Annotated in this window: 14 protein-coding genes; 4 read left to right on the plus strand and 10 right to left on the minus strand. The window is 43.8% G+C overall.

Features of this window, described 5'->3' with window-relative positions; translation table 11 throughout:
• Nucleotides 1-209: 209 nt before the first annotated feature.
• Nucleotides 210-1,397, plus strand: coding sequence for a GGDEF domain-containing protein (locus A7P55_RS01735; protein WP_033132707.1), 1,188 nt, complete (start codon nucleotides 210-212; stop codon nucleotides 1,395-1,397).
• Nucleotides 1,398-1,435: 38 nt separating this feature from the next.
• On the opposite strand, the gene A7P55_RS01740 is transcribed toward A7P55_RS01735, so the two are convergent.
• The 5 genes from A7P55_RS01740 to A7P55_RS01760 form a co-directional block, all read right to left on the minus strand.
• Nucleotides 1,436-2,131: a glutathione S-transferase family protein gene (locus A7P55_RS01740; protein WP_171550871.1), complete on the minus strand. Its 696-nt coding sequence runs from the start codon at nucleotides 2,129-2,131 to the stop codon at nucleotides 1,436-1,438.
• A 2-nt stretch (nucleotides 2,132-2,133) separates the two neighbouring features.
• Entirely contained in the window at nucleotides 2,134-3,969 is a 1,836-nt protein-coding gene (dsbD, locus tag A7P55_RS01745) for a protein-disulfide reductase DsbD (RefSeq protein ID WP_171550872.1), read from the minus strand.
• Between the two features lie 83 nt (nucleotides 3,970-4,052).
• On the minus strand, nucleotides 4,053-4,820 hold the full coding sequence (locus tag A7P55_RS01750; protein ID WP_171550873.1) for a transporter: 768 nt from the start codon (nucleotides 4,818-4,820) through the stop codon (nucleotides 4,053-4,055).
• 32 nt (nucleotides 4,821-4,852) lie between these two features.
• Entirely contained in the window at nucleotides 4,853-5,398 is a 546-nt protein-coding gene (locus A7P55_RS01755) for an ankyrin repeat domain-containing protein (RefSeq protein ID WP_171550874.1), read from the minus strand.
• A 143-nt stretch (nucleotides 5,399-5,541) separates the two neighbouring features.
• On the minus strand, nucleotides 5,542-5,916 hold the full coding sequence (locus A7P55_RS01760) for an HPF/RaiA family ribosome-associated protein (RefSeq protein WP_171550875.1): 375 nt from the start codon (nucleotides 5,914-5,916) through the stop codon (nucleotides 5,542-5,544).
• A 369-nt stretch (nucleotides 5,917-6,285) separates the two neighbouring features.
• Between A7P55_RS01760 and A7P55_RS01765 the strand changes: the two genes are divergently transcribed.
• The 3 genes from A7P55_RS01765 (at nucleotide 6,286) to A7P55_RS01775 (ending at nucleotide 8,521) form a co-directional block, all read left to right on the plus strand.
• Nucleotides 6,286-7,011, plus strand: coding sequence for an outer membrane protein OmpK (locus A7P55_RS01765; protein WP_171550876.1), 726 nt, complete (start codon nucleotides 6,286-6,288; stop codon nucleotides 7,009-7,011).
• 135 nt (nucleotides 7,012-7,146) lie between these two features.
• A complete protein-coding gene (locus A7P55_RS01770) occupies nucleotides 7,147-7,698 on the plus strand; it encodes a GNAT family N-acetyltransferase (RefSeq protein ID WP_171550877.1) in 552 nt (183 codons plus the stop codon).
• An 82-nt stretch (nucleotides 7,699-7,780) separates the two neighbouring features.
• Complete coding sequence (locus A7P55_RS01775; RefSeq protein ID WP_171550878.1) at nucleotides 7,781-8,521, plus strand: hypothetical protein; 741 nt, start codon at nucleotides 7,781-7,783, stop codon at nucleotides 8,519-8,521.
• 318 nt (nucleotides 8,522-8,839) lie between these two features.
• Here A7P55_RS01775 and urtE read toward each other — a convergent pair whose 3' ends face one another.
• The 5 genes from urtE to urtA all read right to left on the minus strand — a co-directional run bounded on the left by urtE (nucleotide 8,840) and on the right by urtA (nucleotide 14,444).
• Complete coding sequence (gene urtE / locus A7P55_RS01780; protein WP_171550879.1) at nucleotides 8,840-9,538, minus strand: urea ABC transporter ATP-binding subunit UrtE; 699 nt, start codon at nucleotides 9,536-9,538, stop codon at nucleotides 8,840-8,842.
• A 9-nt stretch (nucleotides 9,539-9,547) separates the two neighbouring features.
• A complete protein-coding gene (urtD, locus tag A7P55_RS01785) occupies nucleotides 9,548-10,375 on the minus strand; it encodes an urea ABC transporter ATP-binding protein UrtD (protein WP_016651309.1) in 828 nt (275 codons plus the stop codon).
• Nucleotides 10,376-11,446: an urea ABC transporter permease subunit UrtC gene (gene urtC / locus A7P55_RS01790; protein WP_171550880.1), complete on the minus strand. Its 1,071-nt coding sequence runs from the start codon at nucleotides 11,444-11,446 to the stop codon at nucleotides 10,376-10,378.
• A 4-nt stretch (nucleotides 11,447-11,450) separates the two neighbouring features.
• Nucleotides 11,451-13,073, minus strand: a complete 1,623-nt coding sequence (urtB, locus tag A7P55_RS01795; RefSeq protein WP_171550881.1) for an urea ABC transporter permease subunit UrtB — start codon at nucleotides 13,071-13,073, stop codon at nucleotides 11,451-11,453.
• A gap of 90 nt (nucleotides 13,074-13,163) precedes the next feature.
• Nucleotides 13,164-14,444 (minus strand): urea ABC transporter substrate-binding protein, encoded by a 1,281-nt coding sequence (gene urtA, locus A7P55_RS01800; protein ID WP_171550882.1) that lies wholly within the window; start codon nucleotides 14,442-14,444, stop codon nucleotides 13,164-13,166.
• Nucleotides 14,445-14,504 lie beyond the last annotated feature (60 nt).

Genomic DNA, 14,504 nt, shown 5'->3' on the forward strand with positions numbered 1-14,504 from the left:
TGGTCATCATAAAATAAAAGTCATTGGATATTCTGATAAGAGCTGATTTATCAAAGAATTTTTCCCGTCCTAATTTGCATTAAAAAGCCCAGAGCTAGACTTTTTTCTCATTCTAAAGATGTTATTGTTATTTCAATAATCGTTCTTCGGTATTTTGACGACAGATCTACAGTTACTCGGAATCTCATTGCATAAAAGGATGCATGCCAATGGTGAAGATTCGTTTTAATCGGTCAACTGACACAAAAGGATGGGGCTTTAAGCTTTCTTGGGAACATCATATTGTCGTCAATTGGACCATACTCAAAAAAAGTATTTTATTACTGATACTTGCTGCATTTATGAGCCTGTTTTGGATCAGTTGGGATATTTTTGTCCTGATACATCCACAGTATTCTGAATGGGTCAATCTTGGGATTGTGCGTTCGCACTTAATTACTAGCCTGATTACGCTAACCGTGATGCTGCTGCTGATTATTCCTTGCCATGTGTTTAAGGATCGAACTTGGGCGCAGAATGTTTTACCTATCCTCAGCGTGCAGATTTTTACTGCAATGCTATGCCATAAAGGCTATTTAGCCGGCAGTTTTAGCCCAGCGACTATGGTGGGTTATGTCAGTGTGGTGGGTGTAGGCCTAGTGCTGTTTGACCGCAGGATGGTCTATTGCGCTTTGATTCCAGCAACACTTGCCTTATTGCTATGCAACTACCTGAGCATGATTGGGATGCTGACTTATGCGCCTTTGTTTAATATGCAGCGCCTAAATGAAGTACCGATGCATCCATTCTGGGTCGGCAGTATGGTATTTTTCTTATTGCCGATTTTATTGGCGTGTTTATTCTTATTTGAAATTTTACTGACACAATGGCGAACGCGGGAAATGACCATTCAGATCCTCAGTCGTCTCGACCCTCTAACCAATGTACTCAATCGACGTAGTATCAGTAGCTATTTAAATAAGTTGCATCAACACCCCCACCCGCTCTATTCCATTATTTTGCTTGATCTCGATCATTTTAAAACGATTAATGATCAATATGGGCATAGCATGGGCGATCAAGTATTGATCCAAGTCGCACGATGCTTGGCAAGTAATCTACGTGATCAAGATATCATTGGTCGTTTTGGTGGCGAGGAGTTTATTTTATTACTGCCTAATACGCCGACGATGCAAGCACAGAACGTAGCTGAACGCTGTCGCCACGCAGTATCACAACTGCGCTTTATTACAGAATATAAGCAGGAATTTAGCGTGAGTGCCAGCTTTGGGATTAGTAGTTCACTCAGTGCCGATGAACCACATTTGATCATCAGTCAAGCCGATCAAGCCTTGTATGCAGTCAAAGCTGCGGGGCGTAATCAAGTGAAAATATTTACTGATCTTGCAACAAGCTAGAACAATGAAGGCACAATATGCCTTCATTGCAATGTTGATTAGCCTTTCAAAAATTCTTCTCGATGTTGACGATAAGGTTCATCAAAAGGCACAAACATCTGCTCCTGTTTAGCTTCGTCAATCCATTGCTGCACCGATGCCAAAGACAAGGTTTTTTGCACATAGGCTTGGCTGGATGCGGAGAGTGGCAGTTGATAGCATTCAAAACGCATCACCACTGGTGCATAGAATGCGTCTGCAATACTAAACTCGCCACATAAAAAACTGTCTTCGCTCGGACGTTCAGACCAGATCTGATCAATTCGAGCCACATCAGCACGTAACTGCGCATGTTCAGCCCAGAGTTGTTTGCCGATATGTGCCAGATCCGCTTCTACATTCATGGGGCAGAGATTGCGTAGGCTTTGAAAGCTGCTATGCATTTCTGCACTAATACAACGTGCTCGAGCACGCCATGTCTTCTCTTGTGGCCACAAATCAAGTTCAGGATGCTGTTCCGCAATATATTCACAAATCGCCAAGCTATCCCAGACCACCAGTTCGCCATTCACAAGCGCAGGGACTTTACCCGTTGGGTTGAGCTTTAGAATCTCTGTTTTAAATTGGCTATCTGCTTCAAAGCTATCAAACCGGATCACATGCTCCTGAAAGGAAATCCCCGCTTGTGTAAGTAAAACCCATGGACGCATCGACCAAGTGGAGTAGTTTTTATTGCCAATAAAGAGTTGATACATTGTTATTGTTTCCCTTTAAATAATGCCAATTGCTGCAATAGCTCAGTTTTTTGGAATGCACCCGTTAAGCGTAGCGAGCGAATTTCTTGTTGTTGCTGATCTAAGAATAAATAAGTCGGTGGTCCTAAAATATCCCACTGTGCTAACAATGCTTGGTGTGACGCATCATAATGGCTTAAATCCATTTTAATTAAATAATAACCCGATAACGCCTGCTGGACTTCGGCATCTTTTAGAATGCGATGCTCAATCGGCTGACAAGCCACACACCAATCCGCATAGACATCAATCACAATGCCACGGTCTTTGGGTGCATTGGCTAAAATCTGCTGAAATTCATCTGCTGTTTTTGCCACATGCCATTCGGCCAACTTATCAGCCTGAACTGAACTGAGACTTTGAAAATGCTGATATTGATTAAAAGCCAATGCTGGAATCGCTAAAATCAATAATATCGCATACAACCATTGCAACTTACTTTTCTGTGCAAACAAGCGATATGCCGCATAAATAATAAAAGCCAAACCAAGAATTAAGCTGAGAATTTGAATCGCTAACTCTGGCAGCAAAGGACGGATAAAGTAAATGCTCAATGCCAGCATTAAAAAGGCAAAGATCACCTTGATTTGATTCATCCAGTCACCAGCTTTGGGTAAAGCTTTTGCCCCCAAAACGCTGGCCAATAGCAATGGAATGCCCATGCCAAAACCGAGCGTAAACAGCAACAATCCACCTTGCCATTGACTTTGTGTCTGCGAGATAAACAGTAATACCCCAGCCAAAGGTGCGGTCATACATGGCCCGACCAACAGTGCAGAGATCATGCCCATGACACTGGCACCAACCAAAGTACCGCCTTTTTGATTGGACTGCAGCTGATCCAGTCGATTGACCCAGTTCTGTGGCAGTTTCAACTCGAACAGGCCAAATAAATTGAGGGCAAACACCACGAACAATAAGCTAAATGCGATCAATGTCACGGGTTGTTGTAACCAGCGTTGGAAATTCAGCCCTGCTGCAGAAGCAATCAAACCTAATACCGCATAGACCAAAGCCATACTCACGACAAAAGTCAGTGCAATCGACCAAGCCTTGACGCCTTTATTGTCACGCACAATCAATGAGGTCAGAATCGGTAACATTGGTAAGGAACATGGCGTGAACGCCAATAAAATTCCTAAACCCAAGAATAATAAGATGCTATAGGCCAGCGAATGCTGTTCGAGTGCGCTTGACCACTTTTGGTCTTGTGCCATCACATTTGAATTTTTTGCCGTTGGCTCAGCTTGTGCCTCATCATTTGTTGCCGTTTGGGTATTTAAGGAATTGGATGCACGCGCCACATCTAAAAAGCTTTTTTGTGAGTTTGCACTGACATTCTGAGCACTGACTAGACCATCGGCATCAGTCTGAAATTCAATATTTTGCGGAGGATAACAAATACGGTCCTTGGCACAGCCCTGCCAAGTCACACGATAATGTTGCGAGGCTTGAGTTGGAATACTAAATTCGGCTTGTTGATAATAAACTTGGCTGTGACCATAGTTCTCATCATACTGCTCCACCGCTTTCGGTAAAGTCAATGCGACGGGCTGATTGCCCTGCTGCACTTCAAATTTGTGTTGATATAAATAGTAATTCGGCTGAATCGACCAATGCAAGCGCGCTTGATTCTGTGCTGTCGACTCAACCGTAAATGCAAACGCCTGTTCGGGGCTGAGTAATGGCGCCGATGAATTTTCTTGAGCGTAAGTCAAAGACCCACATAACAACAATAAAGTCCCAAGAAAGTAACGCATCAGCGGGAAAGATTTCCCAGTCTGAACACACATTTGCATGATTATCTCACTATCACTCTCCTGAACCTCCCTCCCACTTATACAGAAGTAAATTTAAGAGAATTCAGGAGTATTCATTATTGTTAGAATAAAACCGATACGCCGAAGCCACCGTTATAACTTTTTTGATCGCCATTAAGATCAACGCCAATGCTGGCATCCAATTGCGTGCGATTATTCAAGGCATAGATCAGACCTGTACCAAGACCATATTCATAATCCTTGCTCTCGGCTTTACGGTAAACAAACTCTGAATAACCCGATAATTTACCTGCAATTTTATAGTCAATCGTTGGAATTGCAGTCACGGCCCAATTACTGTTCTGCGCTTCATAACGCATCGTGATCGAAGTTCCAATCAAGTCACTAAATTCGTAAGCAACTGCTGAAGTGAGACTATAGATATCATCATGGTTGGTGAATTCATCATTCCCCGTTGCAATAATGGCTTCAGCCAACAAGGCCATAGATAAACGATCATCTTTTAGATCAATGGCTTTTTTCAAACCAATGCTGACATCGCCCAGACCATTGGTCTCTTTTTTCGTGCCCGCACGTTTGTATTGCTGCCACACTGGACCTTGCCAACCCAATTGCAATTCGAGGCCATCAGCTAAACCTGTACGCAATAACATGTCACCATTCAACGTCAAGGTCTTGTCTTTGACACCATCAACCTTGCCTTCTTGATAGCTGACACTCGGTAAACTTTGTTCCCATGCCAACTGCCCTACAGGGGTAATACCTGTCCCTATCCCCGCACCAGGGCGGTCAAAAGAAAAGTCAGCCGCAAAAACGGTACTTGTGAGCATAGATACAGCAATTAAGCTCGATATTTGCAATGTTTTCATTCTATTCCTCGTTCTATTTTTAATAGCTTGGCTTATGCGCTGAGCTCTTTTGACATTTTTGCACCATGTTCACGTAGCAATTCCAGTGTTGCTCGCTCTTCTGGCAATGATTCTGACCAATCAATTTCATCGAATTCACAATCAAAGAACAGCTGACTAATAGAAGATAAAACCGTTAGGCCTTCTTCATCACGGGTATTTGGATCTACTTTTTCATCGAGTAAGCGTTGGACCACAGGCACACAAGCCGAACTTGCCGCATCCCAAAGCGGACCATAAAACTCTTCGGTATCCCACAAATGTAAATTTGCCTTGGCTTGAATCAAGGCTTCTAAAATATCTAAATAAACTTTAAGTTGTTGTTGCTTTTCTTCGTCAGTGAAAGGCTTACCTGCTTCATAAGCTTCACAGATTCTTTCCCACCAAGCAAATAGACCATCACAAATCATGGACACAGGTGGTCCTTGTTCAGGATCAATAAAATTCGGGTCGAGTCCTTCAGCAAGTAAAGATTGCACTTGGTCCAAATCGAGTTGTTGTATGGCTTGCACCAAGGCCTGCTGTTGCTTATTTAACATGACCAATTCTCACAATATTTTTTAATCTGTCTATTATGCCGAATATCCTGACAGGATTTTATAAAACCATCTAAAAAATCATGTATAAATTTGATACACGCATAAAAAAAGCCCCGAACAGGGCTTTTTTTATGCGTCGATTTTTATGCTTCATCATCCACTTTTACATCGTCATCTACATCGACATATTCAGGTAAACCACCACGATGCTGCTCTTTTTTCTCATACAGGTGCTCTAAGCTACGTTTTAGCTTATCAATCGCACCATGAATCGAGTTATCAATATTTGCTGCTTTATGAGTCACTGCGACAGGTTTCATTCCTGCTGGGCGAGCTTCAATCATACAGCGTTTGTCATGATCGCCCGTTTTATCCCCATTTTCATCGCTAATATGAACCGAAAAATGTGTAATACGCTCGCTATAACGTTGGAATTCTTGTGTAAGTTCTGCACGAACATAACTGTTTAAGCGTTCACTACCTTGAATGTTTTTATCTGTACGGATTTCAATATTCATAAATATCTTCCTCTCTTTTCTGTGAGACGGTGCTACAAAACTTTCTTATCTGGCACACTTTGAGCATGCAGTCATTCAGCGCAGTTGTATATTCTGATTGTGTAAATGCGTGTTGTCTCCTCGCTTTGCATCTGTTGTTTTTCAGTATGTAAGAAGATCTTCTATAATTCCAATATCTGTCTTTCCTCCAAAATATGCAAGCTGATTTTTGACATTTTGATGAAATCTTCAACAAAAAGCTGCTTAACTTTAAGGTCTTTTAGGCGCGTCCCTGCATATACAATTCTTTTGTTCATTTGGTCAAATTTGGCTTTATTTTTGCTTAATACCTTGTATCCTTGACACGCCTTTTGGGGGGAGATTTTTTAAATGCAATTGAAGCAACTTGCAGCAACAGGTTTATTGGTATCTACAGCCGCTTTCACTCAAGCAAAGCCGATTTGGCAAGATTTTAGCTTGACTGGTTTGTACGGTGAAAACTACGAAGTTGTTGATGAAAAGCAAACAACGATCACGGTTGAATATGCGGCAAAAGTAAAATATGCCGATGTATTCTTCTTTATGGATCGCATGCGTGGCAGCGATGACCACAAAAGCACCTATTTCGAGCTTTCTCCACGTTTAAGCTTGGGTGAAATTTCAGGTCAAAAACTTGCGTTTGGTCCAATCAAAGATGTGCTGATCTCAACCACTTGGGAAAGCAACAATGATGACTTCGCTAGTTTTGACAACTTCTTGTATGGTGTTGGTTTTGATCTTGCGATTCCATATTTCCAATATGCGAATGTAAACTTCTACCGTGCCAACAACGAAAATACCGCTGATGACTACCAAATGACCATTGCTTATGCTTTGCCATTTAAAGTATCAAACGAAGATTTCTTGGTGGACGGTTTCCTTGACTGGTCAACAGGCGAAAAAGATCACGCCAGTGAACTGAACTGGACCACACAATACAAGTGGAACTTGGGCAAACACATTTCACCAGACACTCGCCTTTACTTAGGTGTTGAGCATTCAGTTTGGAATAACAAATTTGGTATGAAAAACCGTGACGAAAACAACGTCAGCGCTTTGATTAAATACCATTTCTAATCTGATTAGAATGTTAAAAAAACAGCAAGGATTCCCTTGCTGTTTTTGTTGGTATCACTGAATATAAACCTGAAACGATTTGCCGCTTTCCCAATGCCTTGTCTTGTGATTTGTCTGATTCGATGACCTTTGCCCATGTCTGAAAATATTGCACTTGCCCCTTCTAACTTAGCCACACATTTCCACATTCGTTTTGCCACAGTTGATGACCTCGAGCAAATCCTCACGATCTATAATACAGAGATCCTGAATGGGACGGCGAACTGGAACGATCAGGCGGTTTCCTTGGTGGATTATCAGCAGCGTTTTCACGGCATGCAGCAACAACAATTTCCCATGATCGTGGTCGAAGACCTAAATAGTCATCAAGTCGCAGCTTATGCCTATTACACTGCCTTTCGAACCATCAGCGGTTATCGTCAAAGCATTGAACATTCTGTTTTTGTTGACCCAAGCTACGCTCGCCAAGGTCTGGGCAAAGCGCTGATGCAACAGCTCATTCATCTGGCCAAACAGCAAAACATGCATATCATGGTGGCTGCGATTGATAGTGAAAATAAGGGCTCGATTGTGTTACATGAACAGCTTGGCTTTATTCAAACTGGTTATATGCCACAAGTGGGCCAAAAGTTTGGCACATGGCGCGATTTAGTCTGGATGCAACTGCAACTCACAGAATCTCAATAAAAAGCTCACTTTTAGCGTACTGTCAGGCAACTCGATTATGGCTTAAAATGAAAACAAGAGTTCATTTCAAAAATAGCCAACAATGATTAAAACATCTCAACTCGGTCTGTGCCTCATCATGGCAATCAGTTCAAGCGCGAGCTTTGCAGAACTTTCTTTTGAACAGGAATTACAGCAAGGTTGTGCCAAAGTGAAACAATATGCGCAAACAGGTAAAAAGTTTTACGATCAAAAACAATATCTCAAAGCTGCCAAGCAATTTGAAGACCAAGCCGCATGGGCACATTTCTGTCAGGCCAATGCAGATGAAAGCGGGATTCAGGTCAGTGACAGAGACATCGAAATTGCCAACAATAATGTCGGCTTGAGTTATGCCAAATTAGGCAAACCGCAATGGGCAAAAGTTTGGTTTCTCAGAGATAAGGATTCTAAAACCAGTCAATACAACTTAAAACAGCTCCCGAAGCCCAAAGTATCTTCGGATCTACAAGGGACTTATGTCCGTGCCAATGGTTTTGGACAATGGGATTATCTCAAGGTCAGCAAAAAACAGAATCAATATCAGATCGCCTTCGATGGCTACTACTTCGGGCTGCGCGGCTTGATCTATGGTCCGAATATGGGGCAATTCGAAACGACCATGCCACTCAAGTCAAAGCAAGCCAGCTATCGCTATGAAGACTGTCAGATCAAACTCCAATTTGCCAATGATGCAAAGCTTGGACAAAAAATTGAAGTTGAACAAAACAGTGGTGAGTCCTCATGTGGCTTTGGGCACAATGTCTATGCTGGCGGCACGTTTTATAAAGTGGAAAACAAATGAATGATCTTTACACCCAAACTCAACAAAAAATTTAAGAAAAAGTATGAGACTCGGAAACATCATTCACAACCTGAGCAAGCTAAAGCGACTAAAGCTTTAGCAAAGCGCAAGAAAAGTTGCAATAAAGATTGAGCAGCTTTAATCACTCATTGCATAGGTGATAAATGCCTTTGCCCTTACGAAGCTTCAAACGCTTCTCAGGGCGAAACCAAAGTAGGGCGAACCGCAGGTTTATCCTAAGATTAGATATAAAACAATAAGATTCCACAATGATCACTGTTTAATCAGGCCGTAGGTCGAAAATCTCTTTCGAGTGTTTTAAATCGCCACCAGTTCCCGAATCCCCTTCTCAGGCATCTCCTCCCCTCGCCCTTGCGCAATCACCTGCCCACGCGCCATCACGGTATACGCATCTGCCAACTCTTCGGCAAAGTCATAAAACTGCTCTACCAGAATAATCGCCATCTCGCCCTGATCGGCCAGTTTACGAATCACCCGACCAATATCTTTAATAATCGACGGCTGAATCCCTTCGGTCGGTTCATCCAGAATTAATACGCTTGGCTCTGAAGCCAACGCTCGAGCGAGCGCAAGCTGTTGTTGCTGCCCACCGGATAAATCACCACCACGGCGATGTTTCATTTCATCCAGCACAGGGAAAATTTCGTAAAGATGACTCGGTACTTTCCGTGTTTTCGCACCCGAAAATTTTGCCATACCAATTAAAATATTTTCTTCTACCGTTAAAGTCGAAAAGATATCGCGACCTTGCGGCACATAGGCCAAACCCGCACGCACCCGTTGCTCAGGTGACATTTTGGCAATATCCTTACCATCCAGCAAAATTTGCCCTGATTTAATCGGCAGAATCCCCATCAAGCATTTCAGCAAGGTGGTTTTGCCCACGCCATTGCGCCCCAAGACTACACTGCATTCACCCACAGGCGCGTTAAAAGACACATCACGCAGAATATGACTGCCACCATAGAATTGATTGATTTGTTTCACTTCTAGCATGTGTCTCTCCTAGCGTCCTAAATACTTTTCAATCACATCTTCATTGGCCTGAACCTCTGCCAATGTGCCCTCGGCCAAGATTGCCCCTTGCGCCAGTACCGTGACTTTTTCACTGATGGTGTCAATAAAGCTCATGTCATGCTCGACCACCACAAGAGTATGATTTTTCTTCAGCTCCAGACACAGTTCAGCGGTGCGCTCAGTTTCAGCATCGGTCATACCTGCAACTGGCTCATCCAGTAAAATTAACTGCGGTCGTTGCATCAGCAACATGCCAATTTCCAGCCACTGTTTTTGTCCATGTGAAAGTAACCCTGCTGGCTTTTGCACAAATTCCTGTAAGCGGATCTGTTCCAGACTTTCATCCAAGGCCAATTGCGCTTCTGGATCTAAACGGGAAAATAAACTTTTTTTCACCCGCTTATCTCGTGGTGCAGCTAGTAGCAGGTTTTCCATGACGGTAAAATTTTCAAATACGGTTGGTTTTTGGAATTTTCGACCGATGCCCGCTTCAGCAATTTGCTCGGTACTCATTTTGGCAAGATCATAGTTTTGCCCAAAAAATGCCGTGCCTGTGGTCGGACGGGTTTTACCGGTAATCACATCCATCAAGGTGGTTTTGCCCGCCCCATTTGGCCCGATAATGCAGCGTAATTCGCCCTCAGCAATATACAGCGACAGGTCATTTAAAGCCCGAAATGAGTCAAACCAGACACTGACTTTTTCCAGATACAAGGCAATGCCGTGGCTAAAATCCGCACCTTGTGGCTTGGCACGACCATAGCCCTCACCCAGTTGACCGCCATGTTGAGCTGAGTCTATTAATACATCACTCATTTAGTCACGCTCCTTTTTAAAACGATCAAATAAACCAATGACACCTTTAGGTAAGAACAAGGTCACCACAATGAACAGCGCCCCCAAGATCAATAACCACGCTTCTGGCGCAGCCACCGTGAAGTAGGTTTTTACTGCATTGATTAAACCTGCCCCTAAAATCGGGCCAATCAAGGTTCCACGTCCACCCGCAGCCACCCACACCGCCATTTCGATTGAGTTGACGGGGTTCATTTCACTTGGATTGATGATGCCCGCCTGTGGTACATATAACGCCCCAGCGATACCGGCGATCACCGCCGACAATACCCATGCCGACAGCTTGTACCACAACGTGCGATAACCGAGATATTGCAAGCGATTTTCACTGTCACGAATTGCGCCCAAGACCCGTCCATAAGGACGATTCATCAGTTGGCGTAGACCAAGGAAGCACAACATCAACATCAACGCAGTCACAAAGCATAGCGTGGCGCGCATCGGTGCAGAGGTAATGTCAAAACCGAGAATAGTCTTAAAGCCCGTAAAACCATTATTGCCCCCAAAGCCTGTTTCATTGCGAAAGAATAGCAGCGCTGCGGCAAAGGTCATAGCTTGGGTAATAATCGAGAAATACACGCCTTTGATTTTGGAGCGAAAGGCAAAAAAGCCAAAGATAAATGCGATCAAGCCAGGGACAAGAATGACTAGAGCCAAAGCCCAAGCAATATGGTCGGTCCCAACCCAATACCAAGGCAATTCAGTCCAACTGAGAAAACGCATAAAATCAGGTAGACCGTCGCCTGCGGATTGACGCATCAAGTACATGCCAAAGGCATAACCGCCCAAAGCAAAATACAAACCATGTCCTAAGCTCAAAATGCCAGCATAACCCCAGACCAAATCCAATGCCAAAGCCACCAAGGCCAAACACATGATTTTGCCAATCAAGGTAATCCAATAAGCGGACAGATAAAAGGCCGAATCAGGAGACAACAGGTGTAGCCAAGGCAACAACAATAGCACGCCGAAACAGACTGCAATCGCCACGGCGCTATAGGGCTTGTCGGCAAATAAAGAAGTGATTTTCATTGGCTTACTCCACAAAACGGCCTTTGATGGCAAACAAACCTTGTGGACGCTTTTGGATAAACAAAATCACAAGAACCAAGAGAATAATTTTTGCGAGCACTGCGCCTAAGCCAATCTCTAAAACTGTACCGCTAATCCCCAGTCCGAGTGCTGCCAATACAGCACCCCACACTTGACCGACACCACCAACAACAACCACAAGGAAGGCATCAATAATGTAGTTTTGACCGAGATCTGGGCCAACATTCCCCACCTGCGCCAAAGCACAGCCTGCCAAACCTGCCAAGCCTGAACCCAGACCAAAGGCCATCATGTCAATCCGTGCAGATCGAATACCGACAGCACGCGCCATTTGACGGTTTTGCGTCACGGCTCGAACGAATAAACCAAAACGGGTTTTATTGAGTAAAAACAGCAACAGTAATAGCACCGCAACAGTAAAGCCAATAATGGCGATACGGATATACGGCAGCATCAGGCTCGGTGTGAGCGCAATTCCGCCACTCAACCAACTGACATTTGAAACCTCGACATTCTGCGCACCAAACACCATTCGCACCAATTGCATCAAGATCAGGCTCACCCCAAAGGTGGCGAGCAAAGTCTCCAACTGACGGCCATAGAGTGGGCGAATCACGGTGCGTTCAATCAACATGCCCATCAAGGCACTGACCAGAAAAGCCGCAGGAATTGCCGCCAATAGATACCAGTCCACCAGCCCCGCGAAATGGGTTTTAAAAAAGCTTTGAATTACATAGGTGGTATAGGCACCGATCATGATCAGCTCACCATGTGCCATGTTAATTACCCCAAGCAGACCATAGGTAATCGCCAAACCAAGCGCTGCAAGCAATAAAATACTGGCGGTACTGAGGCCAGAAAAGATATGGCCTGACCACTCACTGATTTGTAGTCGGGTTTTAATTTTATTGTGTGCATCCAACAACGCTGCCTTCAATGCAGGATTGCTTTGCGGTTGTTCTAAAGTTTGAGTGATTAAGGCAAACACATCAGGACGATTGGAATCCGCCAAGACTTTTACGGCTTCAAGCTTGGTAAACGCATCAGCACTGTTAAAATCCAAACGGGCTTTGAGCTGTGCTAAACGTGCTTTGACCTGATCATTTTTTTCATTCAGATAAAGCTGCTTCACCATCGTTACATCGAGTTCAGCCAAATTATTTTCTAAAATATCCACCGCAGCTAAACGTTGTGAAGCATCTGTAGAATTCAGTTTGGCCTTGGCTTGACCAAAATTCAGCGCCTTGCGTAGCGTATTCACCAAAGTCACTTGGGATAAATCCGCAGGCCATTGTTCCAGCGCCTGCTGCTCAGGATAACTGAACAGCTTGTCATCATTTTTTAACAGATAAGTATTGCCTGCGCTATCGGTATACAGCTCATTTTGATCAATATAGGCGACCAGTTGATCCAGTTGTTCAATACTGGCAGGCCATTGATTGAGCATGGCACGACGCGTCGCAAAATCGGACTTCACAAAGGTCTGAATGGCATCTTGAGAAGCTGTAGACGTCACGGTTGTTGCGGATGTGACTTCTGCCCATGCTGGACTAAAAATCATCTGTGCCATGATGCAGAGCAGTGCCAAAACATAGTGTTTCGCCATAGAACTCCCCTTATGATTAACGGTTTTAAATAGATCAAAAAACAGAATAAAAAAGCCTGCTGCTAATACAGCACAGCAGGCGAAAAAACTTTATTTCGGGATATACGGACTCCAAGGCTCCGCCTTGATGGTTTGCGGTGTTTTATAGACCACATCGAATTGACCATCGCCACGAATCTGTCCAATCATTACGGGTTTATGTAGATGGTGATTGGTTTCATCCATTTTTAAGGTATAGCCCGATGGTGCGGCAAAGGTCTGACCTGCCATCGCATCACGGACTTTATCCACCTCAGTCGTGCCTGCTTTTTCAACGGCTTGCTTCCACATATTGATTCCGACATAGGTCGCTTCCATCGGATCGTTGGTCACCACTTTGTCTGCATTTGGAAGTTTGTATTCCACCGCATATTGTTTGAATTTATTCACAAACTCAGTATTTTTCGGATTTTTCACCGACATGAAATAATTCCATGATGCTAAATGACCCACCAATGGCTTGGTATCGATCCCACGTAATTCTTCCTCACCCACCGAGAAGGCCATCACAGGAATATCCGATGCTTTAATGCCTTGATTGCCTAGTTCACGATAGAACGGCACATTGGAGTCGCCATTAATAGTCGAAATTACCGCAGTCTTTTTGCCCGCAGAGAACTTCTTAATATTGGAAACAATAGTTTGATAATTGCTGTGACCAAATGGGGTGTACTCTTCCATGATGTCGGCATCAGCCACGCCCTTGGACTTCAAGAAGGCACGTAAGATTTTATTGGTGGTTCGTGGATAGACATAATCGGTGCCGAGTAATACAAAACGTTCTGCTTTACCGCCTTCATCCCCCATCAAGTATTCAACCGCAGGAATCGCTTGTTGATTTGGCGCTGCACCGGTGTAGAAGATGTTTTTAGATTGTTCTTGGCCTTCATATTGCACTGGATAGAACAATAAGCCATTCAGTTCTTCGACCACAGGTAGAACTGATTTACGCGAAACGGATGTCCAACAACCAAAAATGACTGCGACCTTATCTTGAGTAATCAACTGACGGGCTTTTTCTGCAAACAATGGCCAATCCGACGCAGGGTCAACAATCACAGGTTCTAATTTTTTACCCAGTACCCCACCATTGGCATTGATCTCGTTAATGGTCATCAAGGCGGTGTCTTTCAGCGAAGTCTCTGAAATCGCCATGGTGCCTGAAAGTGAATGTAGAATCCCGACCTTAATGGTATCGCCGCTTGCTGCGGGCGCAGTTTTGGCTTCTGTTTTAGTTTGTTCTGTTTTTTCTGCTGGTTTTGAACAGCCAACCAGACCGATCCCCATCATGGTTGTCATCAGGATTGACATCGACATCAATTTGTTTTGCATCTTTCTCTCCACCCATCAATATTGTGATTTTTACTGGGTGGAGTTATTCAATTTTTATGC

Source organism: Acinetobacter sp. Ac_5812 (assembly GCF_013072695.1).
Lineage (GTDB): Bacteria > Pseudomonadota > Gammaproteobacteria > Pseudomonadales > Moraxellaceae > Acinetobacter.